We start from the raw sequence: 15,004 nt of genomic DNA, 5'->3' as shown, positions 1-15,004 counted from the left end.
ACGTAGAAAAGAAGGTTGCTCACAAATATTGTGGCAACCTTCTTTTTATTGTTCTTGTGTCTCTTTTTCTTTTTCTCGTTCAGCAGCCATTTCAGCAGCAATTACGTCGATTTCTTTTTTCAGTTCTTCTACCATTGTTTCTTCTGGTACTTTACGAACGACTTGCCCTTTACGGAATAATAATCCCTCTCCACGTGCACCAGCAATACCGATATCAGCTTCACGAGCTTCACCAGGACCATTTACAGCGCAACCAAGTACTGCAACTTTAATTGGTACTTGAAGTGTAGAGATGTATTCTTCCACTTCGTTAGCGATGCTAATTAAATCGATTTCAATACGACCACAAGTTGGACAAGAGATAAGTGTCGCTGCGTTAGAAGCAAGACCGAATGATTTTAATAATTCACGAGCAACTTTTACTTCTTCAACTGGATCAGCACTTAATGAAATACGTAGTGTATTTCCGATGCCTTTACTTAAGATTGCTCCAAGACCAGCGGCACTTTTTACAGTTCCAGCAAACAATGTTCCAGATTCTGTAATACCTAAATGTAATGGGTAATCAAAAGCGCGAGCAGCTTTCTCGTATGCTTCGATTGCTAAGTTAACATCAGAGGCTTTCATAGATACGATAATATCGTGGAAATCTAAGTCCTCTAAAATTTTAATATGATGTAGCGCGCTCTCAACCATACCATCAGCAGTTGGGTATCCGTACTTTTCTAAAATGTGGCGCTCTAATGAACCAGCGTTTACACCAATACGGATTGGAATACCGCGCTCTTTTGCTGCATTTACAACAGCTTCTACTTTATGGCGACGACCAATATTACCTGGATTGATACGTACTTTATCAATGCCACCTTCAATTGCTTTTAAAGCAAGGCGATAATCAAAATGAATATCAGCAACAAGTGGAATGTTGATTTGTTTTTTTATATCAGCAATAGCATTAGCTGCGCGTTCATCTGGAACGGCAACGCGGACGACTTGACAGCCAGCTTCTTCTAAACGCTTGATTTCAGCAACTGTTGCTTCAACATCATGTGTTTTTGTTGTTGTCATACTTTGTATAATTAATTCATTATTACCGCCAATTGTTAAATTACCGACTTTAACTGGACGTGTTTTTGTACGATGAGTCATTTCATTCACGAATAGATCGCTCTCCTTATAAAAGAAGTTTCTTATTTAGTCCCTCATATCAATGATAGTATACGTGATATAGGGCTATAGAAACCGAAGTGCTCGGTTTCACTTTTACTATTGTATCAGCGCCTTTATGTAATTGACAAGGATTAAGTGATGGCTTATTGATATAACGGGAATTTATAAGACTTTCCAATTTGTATTTTTGTAGCAGATGTACTTTTGTTTAATTGTTTAAAGTCGTCAATGACTTTTTCTATGGAAGGAATTTTTTTCTTGTTAATTTGTTCTGTAATAGAAAGAACTGTCTCGCCAGTTTTTACTTCAATTGTTTTATAAGATGTATCCGTTTCTTTTTCTGTTTTATTCTCTTTATTTTGTTGGCTGTCTGTGTTTTCTTTTTTAATCGTTTGGGCAGCAGTTGTTTTTTTATATGAACTTAACATCGGTAAAGTACCGATTTTTATATCGTAATAAAATATATAACCGAGAACAAGCACGAATAGGAATATACCTAACCTCTTCATATTCTTCACTCCTTTGCTAGGAATATATGCTTGTCCAAAAAAAAAATGCCTATTTAGGCATTTTTTTATTTTTCTTTCGGTTGGGGTACCTCTTTAATCGTTAAGTATAGAACGATTAAAACAACAGCGATATAAATGAATGTTGCGCCAGGTACGACGATTTTGAATAAATCCATAATCATGAAGAAAATGGTTGGGATTGTGTAGCTGTATGCAGTTAGTGTCCAAACTTGTTTATAGGATAGTTTACGTTGACCGCTCATAGCAGAACCGATGAACGCAAGTAAAGTCACGCCTACAAAAGTGATGAATAATTGGAATAGGTACACTAAGAATCCAATAACAAATAATAAAATTGGATAAATATTATCGAATAAAGAAATAAATTCTTGTAGATCTTTTTTCTCAAGAGATGCACCTAACAAATCGTTATAAGAATACGTTTGTGTTTGACCATTTCCCATAGAGACTACTTTATCTTTTAAAACAAATAAACCTGTTTTATTTTGATATTTTTCTAGGTCTGTTGAATTTGGATCAAATACGAAAAGTGCATTTCCTTCTTCTTTTTCAATAGGCTGATCAATATCGGCTTTTAGTTCGCCATTTTCAATTTTAAAATCAGGTAAATCTTTATCGATGACTTGATTTACCATGCCTACACCATCTTGGATAAAACTACCGTACAAAAAAGTTCTTGGAATAGTAGTAATTAAGCAAAGTAGCATAATATACAAAATGGTTTTACCGATTTTTTGAAAACGGAATAGCGCCATATCTTTAGGCGAGTATATGCTTTTTACGAATTGGGTAAATATGGACATAGATTCACTTCCTTTATGTATGTATAAAATCATTGTAACGTAGGAATCTAGAGAATCTCAAGATATATTATATTTACATATAGTGGAGATAACTAAATTTCTTTTTATTAACTTTCTTCTTTTAAATAAGAAAAATACAATTGACACTTTTCTTTTCTATATGGTAAATTTATCTTACATTTCTTAAAGGGCATATCCGATAGGAATTCCTTTATTTGATATGTTGTTACATACATAATTGTGGACCCTTAGCTCAGCTGGTTAGAGCAGACGGCTCATAACCGTCCGGTCGTAGGTTCGAGTCCTACAGGGTCCATATCCATTTCGCATGTTTATTATGTTAGCAGGAAGCTTCCTTGTAGAAGGAAGCTTTTTTTACGGAATATATGAGCATTTTAATTGAAAAGAAGTGGGAATTTTGCTACTTTAATGATAGCAAGACAATGTGATTTATTTGTTTGCACCCTATGGCAATTAGGGTAGAATGAAGTTGTATGTCACTTAAGTGGCAATACATAAACTGGGAGGAATATAACAATGGCAAAACACGAATTACCAAATTTACCTTATGCGTATGATGCTTTAGAGCCTCACTTTGACAAAGAAACAATGAACATCCATCATACAAAACATCACAACACGTACATTACAAACTTAAACGCTGCTTTAGAAGGTCATGCAGAATTAGCTGACAAAAGCGTAGAAGAATTAGTTGCAAACTTAAACGAAGTACCAGAAGCAATCCGTACAGCAGTACGTAACAATGGTGGCGGACATGCTAACCATACATTCTTCTGGACAATCCTATCTCCAAACGGCGGAGGACAACCTGTAGGTGAACTTGCAACTGCAATTGAAGCAAAATTCGGTAGCTTTGATGCATTCAAAGAAGAATTCGCAAAAGCTGGCGCAACTCGCTTCGGTTCTGGTTGGGCTTGGTTAGTAGTAAACAATGGTGAGCTAGAAGTAACAAGCACTCCAAACCAAGATTCTCCTTTAACTGAAGGTAAAACGCCAGTTATCGGTTTAGATGTTTGGGAGCATGCTTACTACTTAAACTACCAAAACCGTCGTCCAGACTACATCGGTGCATTCTGGAACGTTGTAGATTGGAACGCTGCTGAAAAACGTTACCAAGAAGCAAAATAATTGTAATAAATATAGAAAAAAGCTAGGGGAGAACCCCTAGCTTTTTTTCTATGCTTTCCTTTTACATAATTGGGCTTGTCTTTGGAAGACTAGAACATGAAGTAAAGGAGAGTTGTGTATGAAGTGGAAACATATAATTGGTGACGTTGAAGTGAATCGGGATTTAGTGTTATTGCTCCTTATAGGAGGTTTATACACGCTCGCAATTTCTTTATCGAATACGTTTGTAAATATTTATTTATGGAAACAAACACAAAATTATGTGAATCTTGGCTTGTATAATTTGGCCAGCGTTATATTACAGCCTCTCACATTTCTTGTAGGGGGAAAATTAGCGAAACGTATCGATCGCTCGATTTTATTACGAATAGGAGTAGGAACGCTCGCAATTTTTTTTATTGTTGTCTTAGTAGCGGGGAAAAGTGCTTCTCAGTATATTTTATTAATGGGGGCTCTTTTAGGAGTAGGATACGGTTTTTACTGGTTGGCTTTTAACTTATTGACATTTGAAATTACAGAACCAGAAACAAGAGATTTCTTTAATGGGTTTCTTGGACTTCTTACATCCTTCTCTGGGATGATCGGACCAATAGCAGCAGGATACACAATTTCACGTATGGAGAAATGGAGTGGTTATACTGTTATATTCTTTCTTTCATTAGTTCTATTTGCAATTGCTGTCGTCTTAAGCTTCTTTTTATCTAAAAGAGAATGTGAAGGGCGTTATGAAATCGTGCAAGTATTGAAAGAACGACGGATTGATAAAAACTGGGGAAAGATTACACGAGCTCATTTTTTCCAAGGATTGAGAGAAGGAACGTTTATTTTTGTCATTTCAGTATATGTTTATTTAGCAACTAATAGTGAGTTCGCATTAGGGAAATATAGTTTAGTGAACTCTGCTGTATCCTTTGTATGTTATTACTTAGTTGCTCGTATGTTAAAGAAGGAGTGGCGAAAAAAAGCAATTTTACTTGGAGGCATTATTTTATATGCTGTCGTCTTTTTAGTTATTTTCAATGTTACATACACGAAATTACTTATTTATGCGGCATGTATTGCGATTGCATATCCTATTTTACTTGTTCCGTACGGATCAATGACATATGACGTAATTGGTAGAGCGAAAAATGCGAGAGAATGGCGTGTGGAATATGTCGTTGTTCGGGAGCTGTGGTTAAACGCCGGAAGAATCTGTTCCATTTTAAGTTTTTTATGTGCTGTACTATTCTTTCCACCTGAAAAAAGTTTACCTTACTTATTATGTATTTTAGGTGCTGGACATTTTCTTATTTATTTTGCAGTTAAAAATGTCAAATATGATGAGGGAAATGCGAGTAAAACAAGTGTTGTAACGCAAGGAAACGCGCAAAACCAAACTGAACCAGAAGGTTAACTTCTCGTTTGTTTTATGCTAGAATAGAAAAAGATGTAAGACAGCAGTGAGGACACCTGTATGAAGGTGTCCCTTTCACATTACATAGCTGTTGGTAGAGGGGGTTTGTATGAGCAAGAAGCAGAAGCAAAAGCAAAATAAGAAAAAGACCCACGTTCCTTTTCGGTTAAACGTGCTGTTTTTCTGCGTGTTTTTAATGTTCTCCGCGGTTATTGTAAGGCTCGGATATGTACAAATTGTTCGCGGTGAAGAATATAAGAATGAAGTGGAGAAGAAAGAAAACTCAACGATAAGTAATCCTGTACCGCGTGGGAAAATATTTGACCGTTATGGGCGATCTGTAGTAGATAATGCAGCCATTCGTACTATTACATTTACAAAAATGAAAGGATCAACTGCAGAGGATCGCTTAGAAACAGCGAAAAAGCTAGCAGATTTGATTGAAGTACCGACAGATAAATTAACAGATCGCGATAAAAAAGATTATTGGCTTGCTATGCATAAAGAGGAAGCTAAAGAAAAAATTACGAATAAAGATCGTCAAGAGTTTAAAGATAAAAAAATTGATGATAAAGAATTAGACGAGCGTCAGCGCAGTCGTGTAACAGAAGAAGAGATTAATCAATTATCCGCAAAAGATCTAGAAATACTAGCGATTAAGAGTAAGATGGATGGCGGATATGCAATGACACCTCAAGTTCTTAAGAAAAATGCAACAGATGAAGAATATGCGATTATTAGTGAAAATTTAGCACAATTGCCGGGAGTAGATACAAGTGTTGATTGGGAACGAAAATATGCATATGATGGTGATTTGTTCCGAAGTGTACTTGGTGGTGTAACAACTTCTGACGAAGGTTTACCAAGAGAAAGACTAGATTACTATCTTGTTCGTGATTATAATCGAAATGACCGAGTAGGAAAAAGTTATCTTGAACAACAGTATGAAGATAGTCTGCACGGTACGAAAGCAGAAGTTAGAAATGTTACAGATAAAAACGGTAATATTTTAGAAACGATTAATGTATCAAAAGGACAAAGTGGTAATGACCTGAATTTAACGATTGATATGGAATTACAAAAGCGCGTGGAGGATATTCTTACGAAGAATTTAATGAGATTTAAAGGAAGCGAACCTCTTTTAGATCGCGCATTCGTTGTAATGATGAACCCAAAAAATGGTGAAGTTTTATCTATGGCTGGGAAACAATTAGTTAACGAAGATGGTCAAACGAAAGTAAATGACTTTGCATTAGGTACCATGACAAGTTCTTATCCGATGGGGTCAACTGTAAAAGGTGCAACAGTACTTACTGGATATCAAACTGGTGCGATTCAACCAGGTTCAGTACAATTGGATGAACCAATTAAATTAAAAGGTACACCTACGAAGTCATCTTGGAAAACGATGGGATATATTAATGACCTTACAGCTTTAAAAATGTCTTCTAACGTTTATATGTTTAAAACAGCGATGAATATCGCCGGTGTTCAGTATGTGAGAGGTGGTACGTTAGATATACCTCAAAAAGCATTTGATACGATGCGTTATTATTTCGGACAGTTTGGACTTGGTGTAAAAACAGGAATTGATTTACCGAATGAATCTGCTGGTCAGATGGGGAGAGGTAGTCAACCAGGTTTCTTACTAGATTTATCAATTGGACAGTATGATACGTATACACCGCTTCAATTAGCGCAATATATTTCGACGATTGCCAATGGTGGATATCGTATGCAACCACAAGTTGTAAAAGAAATTCGTCAACCGGCAGTGAAACCAGATGAAGTTGGGAAAGTTGTTCAATCTATGGAACCGAAAGTATTAAATCGTGTTGATATGCCAGAATCGCAAATTAAACGTGTTCAAGAAGGATTTAGACAAGTGTATAATGATTCAGGTGGTACAGCTACCAAATACTTTACAGGTGCAAAATATAAAGCGGCAGGGAAGACAGGTACCGCGCAAACTGTGTATGGCGGAGATAAAGAGATTGGTAGAAAGGCAAATGGTGAACGTGTGGAAACATATAACTTAACATTAGTAGGTTATGCGCCACTTGAAGATCCAGAAGTAGCATTCTCTGTTGTTGTTCCATGGGTACATGATGATAAGACTGGTATTAATGGATATATTGGTCGTGAAATTATGGACGCCTACTTTGATTTAAAAAACCAAGAAGTAAATGGTGAAGCTCCAAAAGATGATAAAAACAATAAAAATAAAGATCAAGATGATGAATAAAAAAATTTTAAAAAAGCACACTATCTGAAAAGATAGTGTGCTTTTTTTTATGGTTTATGCATATCGTGTAATAAATGTGGACAAGTATACAATATTGGGAAATACGCGGCCTTATAAATAATACTTGTATATGATGAGATAGGGGATAACTGTTTTATAGGGAAATTATCAGAGAAAATGAATAACTACTACCGATTAAAATTGTATCCCGCTATTAACGGGCAGTAAGACCCCCATCTCAAAATTCAGCGAAAGCAAAAAAGTTAGGTGGGGGTCGGGCTGTCCGTAAAAGCCCGATTGGTGAGGGCAGATTAAAGTTTCACTTTATCGTATGTTGATTTTTGTGGAACTTTACAAAACTTTTACAAACAATTAAAACCGAATTAATAGTTTAGCAGTATTCTTATATCTGTAATCCTGTTATTTCCGGTTACTTCTAGGAGGAAGAACACGTGAAATGGATGCGTACACCGATTATAATTTTCGTACTATCGATATGGTTCCTCTGTTTTGAAATGTCTACTGCATTTGCTTTAAATGATATGGGAGAAGTGAGAGTTGATGGATCCTCAACGGTTTTTCCTATTATAGAAGCAGTAGCGGAGGAATATACAAAGGTGCATCCAGACGTGAAAATTTCCATCAGTGTTTCTGGAACTGGAGGAGGATTTAATCGTTTCAGTAAAGGAGAAGTAGATATAAATAATGCTTCGAGAGTAATGAAACAAGTCGAGAAAAATGAGATGAAGAAAAACTCTATTCAGTTCACACCTTTTGAGGTCGCTAACGATGGTCTTACAATCGTTGTGAATCGGCACAATACATGGGTAGACGATATGTCAGTAGACGAGTTACGTTTACTGTGGAGTGAAGATGGAAGAGAGAAGCGATGGTCACAAATTCATTCAACATGGCCACGTGAACAAGTGAAGTTTTATGCACCAGGCGTAGACTCTGGTACTTATGATTATTTTCAAAATGTCATCTTACAAAATCATCGCATTGTAAAAAAAGTCTCTTTGTCTGAAGATGATCAAGTTATTATGCAAGGGGTAATGAATGATAAACATGCCATTGCTTTTGTAGGATATGCTTATTATATGGCTAATCGAGATAAGGTGAAAGCAATAAAAGTGAATGGTGTATTTCCGACGAAAGAGACCATTCAGTCAGGTAAGTATAAGCCGTTATCTAGGCCGCTACTTACTTATGTGAATAATGCCTCTATCCGAAATAAAATGAATGTAGCAAACTATGTTGAGTTTATGATTCAGCATGTTGGTAACCTCGCTGAAGAGGTCGGGTATGTAAAATTACGAAAAGAAAAATACAATGAACAGCTGCGTATGTTAACAGAAATAAAAAGGTAATGTCAGGGTGGAAAGGGGTTTTCATCTTTGGCTCATAATGACAAAAGTCAAATTACATTTTCTGTACAACATTTGATTGAAAGAAATACAAAACAAAGAAAAAAAACGCAGCGAATCAATCGAATAATGCCTTTGTTACTAAAAATAATTGCTAGCGTTTCTATTGCTACGACACTTGGAATTGTTTTTACGCTCTCTAATGAAACAATCATGTTTTTTCAAAAAATATCATTGTACTCCTTTTTGACGGAGAAAGAATGGTTACCGTTTTTTGAAAATCCTAAATTCGGTATATTACCACTTATATGTGGAACGTTCCTTGTAACAGCAATCGCTATGTTTGTAGCAATTCCTATTGGTTTAGCGTGTGCCGTATTTTTAAGCGAATATGCTTCAAATAGTGCACGGAAAATATTAAAGCCGATGTTAGAGCTATTAGCAGGTATCCCGACAATTGTATATGGTTTTTTTGCATTAACAATTGTTACGCCGCTTTTACAAAGGATTATACCAGATTTACAGTTTTTTAATGCGATTAGCCCAGGAATCGTTATCGGATTTATGATGATGCCTACAGTTGCATCTCTATCTGAAGACGCGATGAGAGCTGTGGCGAAAGGGACGAAAGAAGCTTCATTAGCACTCGGAGCGACGCGGTTTGAAATGGTAAAACAAGTGGTGTTTCCGTCCGCTTTTACAGGGATTATGGCAGCAATTATATTAGCGGCTTCGCGTGCAATTGGTGAAACGATGATTGTTGTAATTGCGGCAGGATCCACACCAAATGTATCGCTTGATCCGACACATTCTATTCAAACGTTAACAGCCTATATTGTGCAAGTAAGTTTAGGTGATGCTCCGCATGGAACGATTACGTATTACAGCATGTATGCTGTAGGTGCAACATTATTTTTGTTTACTTTTATTATGAACATCATTTCGCAGTCAATTATGCGCCGTTTTAGGAGGATGACATAATATGCGGATGTTGAATCATAAAAAAATACAAAAAAACATGGCATCACGCTTTTTAAAAGATCGAATTTACAAATTGTTATTTTATATAGCGATTTTATTTTCAATCGTAATTTTGTTTGTGTTACTGTTTCAAATTGTTGAAAAAGGTATAAGCTATCTTTCAATAGATTTCTTTACAAATTTCGCTTCACGTAATCCGAAAGAAGCTGGTATTGCTGCAGCTTTGTCAGGGACAATATTATTTATGAGTATTGTTATACCTGTTTCTTTTATATTTGGAGTTGGAACAGCCCTTTATTTAGAGCAATATGCGAAGGAATCTCTATTTAAAAAAATAGTAGAGATTAATAATCAAACATTAGCAGGAGTACCATCCGTTGTATTTGGATTGCTTGGTTTAACTATTTTTGTATATGCTCTTCATTTAGGAGAGAGTATAGTTGCAGCAGCACTGACGATGAGTTTACTCGTCTTACCAACAGTTGTTGTGGCGAGTCAAGAAGCAATCCGATCAGTACCAAGTGCATTATTAGAGGGTTCTTACGGATTAGGTGCTACGAAGTGGCAAACGATGTATCAAATTGTATTGCCATATGCTTTCCCGGGGATTATAACGGGCTGTACGTTAGCGATATCAAGAGCAATTGGAGAAGCAGCACCACTATTAGTTATTGGGGCACTTGCGTTTGCAAATTATGTTCCATTTAGTATGTTTGATAGATTTACAGTTTTACCAATTCAAATTTTTAATTGGATGAGTAGGCCACAAGAAGAATTTCAGTATGTAGCAGCAGCTGGGATGATTGTTTTGTTAGGTTTGTTGCTATTTATCAATATATTTGTTTTATGGTTACGAAATCGAAAATAAGTTGGAAGTGGATGAAAGGGGAATTCAAATGGTAGCAACAGTAGTAAATGTACAGGTGAAAAACGAAGAGAAAATCGAGACTGCGCCAAAGAAAGTAGTATTTGATACGAAAAACTTAAATTTATGGTATGGGGAAGACCATGCTTTAAAAGATATTAATTTAAGTATTCATGAGAATGAAGTTACAGCAATTATCGGTCCAAGTGGCTGTGGTAAATCAACGTACTTAAAAACGTTAAATCGCATGGTAGAGTTAGTACCGATCGTTCGAACTACAGGTGTAATTGAGTATAGAGAACGCAATATATTTGATAAATCATATCCAGTTGAAGAATTAAGAACGCACGTAGGAATGGTGTTCCAAAAGCCAAATCCATTTCCAAAATCTATTTATGAGAATGTAGCATACGGTCCAAAAATCCATGGTATTCGTGACAAAAAGACATTAGATGAAATTGTTGAGAAAAGTTTACGCGGAGCAGCGATTTGGGATGAGTTAAAAGATCGTTTGCACGATAATGCATACGGTTTATCTGGTGGACAGCAACAGCGTCTATGCATCGCACGTTGCTTAGCTATTGAGCCAGACGTTATTTTAATGGATGAGCCAACATCGGCACTAGATCCAATTTCAACATTAAAAGTAGAAGAATTAATTCAAGAGTTAAAGAAAGACTTTAGTATTGTTATCGTAACGCATAATATGCAACAAGCAGCGCGTATTTCAGACAAAACCGCTTTCTTCTTAAGCGGGGAAGTTGTGGAGTATACAGATACAAACAAATTATTTACGACGCCTTCAGATAAGCGTACAGAAGATTATATTACAGGTCGCTTTGGTTGATATCGTTGCAAAGCTAAGAGAAAATGCCCTCTTAACAGAGGGCATTTCTTATTTTTATCTCACTTTAATAGGGAAGTAATACCTTCTCTTTATCTTAAGGTTTATTACAAGCGTAAGAGGTTATGTAGGAGATTTATCCCGCTATTTGCGGGCAGTAAGACCCCACCTCAAAATTCAGCAAAAGCAAAGAAGTTAGGTGGGCAGGCGGCCTGTAAAAGCCCGATTGATGAGGGGTGATTAAAGTTTCACTTTGTATATAATGGCACATAATATTGAGGGGGAAGAAAAAATGGTAAGAGAACAGTTTCAAGGTGATTTAAAAGTGTTACAGCAAAAGGTGATTGAGCTTGGCGAATTAGCAAATGCGGCTTTATTGATTGCTATGGAAGGTCTGCATACAAGGGATGTAGAGAAAGCGTTAGAGGTCATTGATGGTGATTACCGTATGGATAATTTAGAAGAGGAAATAAACGATCTTGCGCTTATGCTCATTACGAAGCAGCAACCTGTAGCAAGTGACTTAAGAAGGATCTTTATTTCAATTAAAACAGCGACAGATTTAGAGCGTATTGCAGATCATGCTGTTAATATTGCAAAGGCTACAATTCGTCTTGGGGAAAAAGAAGTGGCTGTTAGTTTGCACAACCTGGATGAAATGTTTGCGGTTGCAAATAAGATGTTGCATTTAGCGTTAGAAGCATATGAACAAGAAAATTTAACTTTCGCGAAACAAATTGCTGAAATGGATGATTCCGTTGATGAAATATATGGAAAAGCAATTCGTGAGTTTATATCTTCAGTTCCGGAACAACCAGAAGCAATTACGCAAATTACACAATTATCATTTGTGGCGAGATATATTGAGCGTGTAGCAGACCATATTACAAACATTGCTGAAAATGTATTTTATTTAGTAAAAGGAAAGCATTATTTATTGAATGAGTAGGAATGAAAGTAGGTGATGAGAAATCACCTGCTTTTTTTAGTCAAAACATGACAAAAAAAGCTCGTTGTTTCCTTTAGTTTATGATGATAAGATGTATCATAATGTAATGGGAAAATTAGTATATATGTTGTTCGTTAATAAGTATTATTTATCAATTAATAGTAAGCGCTTTCTTGTCGTTTGAAATGTACGTTTTTATAGGTGGGAAATTTAATTATAGGGTCTTTTAAATGAGGATTCGTTTAACTAATCAAGTTTATGCTGCTAGTTCATGTGGGATAGAGAATATACATATGGTATATGGAGCTACTGAACATTATATAAGTGGAGGCTGAAGTATATGAAGGGGGTTATTTTAGCTGGAGGAAAAGGAAGACGCCTTAGACCATTAACATGTAATACTCCAAAGCCGATGTTACCATTATTAGAAAAACCAGTTTTAGAATACAATATTGAGTTATTACGCCAGCATGGTATTCGTGAAATTGCAATTACTGTTCAATATATGAGTACGACGATTAAGCGATATTTTGGTGATGGTAGTAAATGGGGAGTTAACTTGTATTATTTTGAAGACTCTCCTCCGCTTGGTACAGCAGGGAGTATTAAACAAGCAGAACAATTTTTAGATGAAACATTTGTTGTAATAAGCGGGGATGCATTAACTGACTTTCAATTATCAGAAGGAATTAGGTTTCATGAACAAAAGAAAAGAATGGTAACAATGTTTGTGAAAGAAGTAGAAAATCCACTCTCATTTGGATTGGTTGTAATGAATAAAGACCAGGAGGTTACACGATATATAGAAAAGCCGGGCTGGAATGAGGTAGTATCTAATGTTGTGAATACAGGCATATATATTATGGAGCCAGAAATCTTTTCTTACATACCGCCTAGACAATTTTTTGATTTCAGTCATGATGTGTTTCCGTTATTGGCAAACAAAAATGTGTTATTCGCATATTTGTCAGAAGGTTATTGGTTAGATATCGGCACATTTAATCAATATCGACAAGCACAATTTGATTTGTTAACGAAAAAGTTACAAGTACCTATTCCTTATACGGAAGTATTACCGATGGTATGGATGGGAGAAGGGGTGACGATTGGGAAAGGGACAAAAATTCATGGCCCCTCTTTCATTGGAGAAGGAGCAAAGATTGGTACAGGAGCTGTAATTGAGCCATATTCTATTATTGGAAAAAATAGTATCGTTTCAAATTATTCTCATCTTCAAAAAAGTATTGTTTTTGCAAATGCCCATATTGGAAAGTATTGTGAACTATTAGAAACGACAATAGGAGAGCGTACAATAGTTGAAGATGACGTTACACTGTTTCAAAAAAGCATTGTAGCGGATCACTGTCATATCGGGAGAAGTACGATAATTAAGCAAAAAGGAAAACTATGGCCTTATAAGGCGATTGATAGTCATTCGATAGTAGGAGCGGCTGGTATTCAAGAGAGTGAAATGAGTGCAGGGTGGTTACAAAAAAGCCGCATTGTAGGAAGAGGGAATGTTGAAATTACTCCCCAGTTTATCGTGAAGATTGCGATGGCGTATGGCTCTCTTTTTACAAAAGGAGAAAGTATATTAATTGGAAGTCAAGAAAATATAGAAACAACTTCTTATAAAAATTTATTTTTACATGCTATTCATGGTATAGGGATTCATACGATGGAATGCAAAGAAATGAACGAGTCACTTTTTCAATATAGTGTTCATCATTTGCAATGTGCAGGTGGGGTTTTCATTCAAGTGGAGAATGAGAATGAGATTGTTATAAAGTTGTATGGTCAAGCTGGCATGCCGTTAACGTATAAGCAGCAAAAAGAGATAGAACAAGTATATATGTCCGAATTGTTTTATTACGTGCATGAGAAAGAGATGGGGAGAAATAAGCTGGTTCATGTTTCTATGAATGAGTATATAGAAGTTATATTGGGGCATATTGATATCGAGAAAATACAGATGCAGAAGTTTCATCTTCTTATTAATAAGAGAAATGATACGTTGCAACATTTACTTATGCTCTTTCTACAAAGACTTGGTTGTACAGTTACATGGATTTATGCAAGCGAACAAAAAGATCATGTGAAAGCTTTGATGAAATCAAGTAAAGCAAATATGGCTCTTATGTTTTCTGAGCAAGGAAATCATTTCGAGTTATACGATAAACATAGTAATATTTACCAAGGTACAGATTTGGAAGAGGTAGATATTCCAGATTTCTTACTCGAATCTACAGGAAATATTTACCCAATGTCTTTGAAATTAGGAGAATGTTATCTTCTGTTTTATACGCAGGATGAAAGGAAGTCGTTTCAAGTAAGGTGGAAGCGAGATATTTTATATCGAATTGGAAAATTATTTGAGCTAATAGCATTGCAAGGAAAAACGTTTCTCAGCATAGTAGAGCAATCACCTCCGCTCTATTTACTTTATGATGAAGTGGTATGTTCATGGAATGAAAAAGGGAAAATTATGAGGAAATTATTGGATGATATTGAAAGGAAGGGAGAAGGTATATTTGAAGGAGTACAGTTCAAATATACTGAAAAAGAGTGGTCTTATATCGTTTCTGACACAAAACAACCAAAATTTTTAGTGTATTCACATGCTAGAAACCCAGTAATAGCAAGGGAAAACATGAAAAATCTTATAGAAAAAATTAGACAATATCAAAAGGTGTAGAATTTTTATT

The 15,004-nt window shown here is 35.8% G+C and carries 12 protein-coding genes and 1 tRNA gene; 10 read left to right on the top strand and 3 right to left on the bottom strand.

The features are described from left to right. Positions 1 to 45: 45 nt before the first annotated feature. From ispG to yqgB, 3 genes are all read right to left on the bottom strand, one after another. Positions 46 to 1,149 (bottom strand): flavodoxin-dependent (E)-4-hydroxy-3-methylbut-2-enyl-diphosphate synthase, encoded by a 1,104-nt coding sequence (gene ispG, locus AC3EMB_RS20995; protein WP_161114734.1) that lies wholly within the window; start codon positions 1,147 to 1,149, stop codon positions 46 to 48. Between the two features lie 164 nt (positions 1,150 to 1,313). After that, positions 1,314 to 1,679 (bottom strand): protein YqfZ, encoded by a 366-nt coding sequence (gene yqfZ / locus AC3EMB_RS20990; RefSeq protein ID WP_000825415.1) that lies wholly within the window; start codon positions 1,677 to 1,679, stop codon positions 1,314 to 1,316. A 65-nt stretch (positions 1,680 to 1,744) separates the two neighbouring features. Further along, on the bottom strand, positions 1,745 to 2,503 hold the full coding sequence (gene yqgB / locus AC3EMB_RS20985) for a protein YqgB (RefSeq protein ID WP_000021895.1): 759 nt from the start codon (positions 2,501 to 2,503) through the stop codon (positions 1,745 to 1,747). A gap of 242 nt (positions 2,504 to 2,745) precedes the next feature. Here yqgB and AC3EMB_RS20980 point away from each other — a divergent pair. From AC3EMB_RS20980 to AC3EMB_RS20935, 10 genes are all read left to right on the top strand, one after another. After that, positions 2,746 to 2,819 (top strand) — tRNA-Ile (locus AC3EMB_RS20980). Positions 2,820 to 3,040: 221 nt separating this feature from the next. Beyond that, a complete protein-coding gene (gene sodA, locus AC3EMB_RS20975) occupies positions 3,041 to 3,652 on the top strand; it encodes a superoxide dismutase [Mn] (RefSeq protein WP_001052031.1) in 612 nt (203 codons plus the stop codon). 118 nt (positions 3,653 to 3,770) lie between these two features. After that, a complete protein-coding gene (locus AC3EMB_RS20970) occupies positions 3,771 to 5,048 on the top strand; it encodes an MFS transporter (protein WP_023523062.1) in 1,278 nt (425 codons plus the stop codon). Positions 5,049 to 5,157: 109 nt separating this feature from the next. Further along, the gene (locus AC3EMB_RS20965; protein ID WP_488517255.1) at positions 5,158 to 7,293 is read left to right on the top strand and encodes a peptidoglycan D,D-transpeptidase FtsI family protein; all 2,136 of its coding nucleotides are present in this window, start codon (positions 5,158 to 5,160) and stop codon (positions 7,291 to 7,293) included. A gap of 461 nt (positions 7,294 to 7,754) precedes the next feature. Next, positions 7,755 to 8,663, top strand: a complete 909-nt coding sequence (locus AC3EMB_RS20960; RefSeq protein WP_206702091.1) for a PstS family phosphate ABC transporter substrate-binding protein — start codon at positions 7,755 to 7,757, stop codon at positions 8,661 to 8,663. 27 nt (positions 8,664 to 8,690) lie between these two features. Beyond that, positions 8,691 to 9,641, top strand: a complete 951-nt coding sequence (pstC, locus tag AC3EMB_RS20955) for a phosphate ABC transporter permease subunit PstC (protein ID WP_016080273.1) — start codon at positions 8,691 to 8,693, stop codon at positions 9,639 to 9,641. Position 9,642: 1 nt separating this feature from the next. Next, the gene (gene pstA, locus AC3EMB_RS20950; protein WP_029443309.1) at positions 9,643 to 10,509 is read left to right on the top strand and encodes a phosphate ABC transporter permease PstA; all 867 of its coding nucleotides are present in this window, start codon (positions 9,643 to 9,645) and stop codon (positions 10,507 to 10,509) included. Positions 10,510 to 10,537: 28 nt separating this feature from the next. Beyond that, positions 10,538 to 11,353: a phosphate ABC transporter ATP-binding protein gene (gene pstB / locus AC3EMB_RS20945; RefSeq protein WP_000226681.1), complete on the top strand. Its 816-nt coding sequence runs from the start codon at positions 10,538 to 10,540 to the stop codon at positions 11,351 to 11,353. Positions 11,354 to 11,642: 289 nt separating this feature from the next. Further along, on the top strand, positions 11,643 to 12,299 hold the full coding sequence (phoU, locus tag AC3EMB_RS20940; RefSeq protein WP_000251246.1) for a phosphate signaling complex protein PhoU: 657 nt from the start codon (positions 11,643 to 11,645) through the stop codon (positions 12,297 to 12,299). 340 nt (positions 12,300 to 12,639) lie between these two features. After that, a complete protein-coding gene (locus AC3EMB_RS20935; RefSeq protein ID WP_048563824.1) occupies positions 12,640 to 14,994 on the top strand; it encodes a sugar phosphate nucleotidyltransferase in 2,355 nt (784 codons plus the stop codon). Positions 14,995 to 15,004 lie beyond the last annotated feature (10 nt).

Source organism: Bacillus sp. LQ16 (assembly GCF_057784645.1).
The sequence above is the reverse complement of the archived record's forward strand: the minus strand, read 5'-3'. Positions and strand labels throughout refer to the sequence as shown.

Bases quoted from the DNA above. Each gene is read 5' to 3' on its own strand.
- AC3EMB_RS20935 (WP_048563824.1), top strand. From the start codon at position 12,640: ATGAAGGGGGTTATTTTAGCTGGAGGAAAAGGAAGACGCCTTAGACCA.
- pstB (WP_000226681.1), top strand. From the start codon at position 10,538: ATGGTAGCAACAGTAGTAAATGTACAGGTGAAAAACGAAGAGAAAATC.
- phoU (WP_000251246.1), top strand. From the start codon at position 11,643: ATGGTAAGAGAACAGTTTCAAGGTGATTTAAAAGTGTTACAGCAAAAG.
- ispG (WP_161114734.1), bottom strand. From the start codon at position 1,149: ATGACTCATCGTACAAAAACACGTCCAGTTAAAGTCGGTAATTTAACA.
- yqgB (WP_000021895.1), bottom strand. From the start codon at position 2,503: ATGTCCATATTTACCCAATTCGTAAAAAGCATATACTCGCCTAAAGAT.
- pstA (WP_029443309.1), top strand. From the start codon at position 9,643: ATGCGGATGTTGAATCATAAAAAAATACAAAAAAACATGGCATCACGC.
- AC3EMB_RS20965 (WP_488517255.1), top strand. From the start codon at position 5,158: ATGAGCAAGAAGCAGAAGCAAAAGCAAAATAAGAAAAAGACCCACGTT.
- AC3EMB_RS20960 (WP_206702091.1), top strand. From the start codon at position 7,755: ATGCGTACACCGATTATAATTTTCGTACTATCGATATGGTTCCTCTGT.
- yqfZ (WP_000825415.1), bottom strand. From the start codon at position 1,679: ATGAAGAGGTTAGGTATATTCCTATTCGTGCTTGTTCTCGGTTATATA.
- sodA (WP_001052031.1), top strand. From the start codon at position 3,041: ATGGCAAAACACGAATTACCAAATTTACCTTATGCGTATGATGCTTTA.
- AC3EMB_RS20970 (WP_023523062.1), top strand. From the start codon at position 3,771: ATGAAGTGGAAACATATAATTGGTGACGTTGAAGTGAATCGGGATTTA.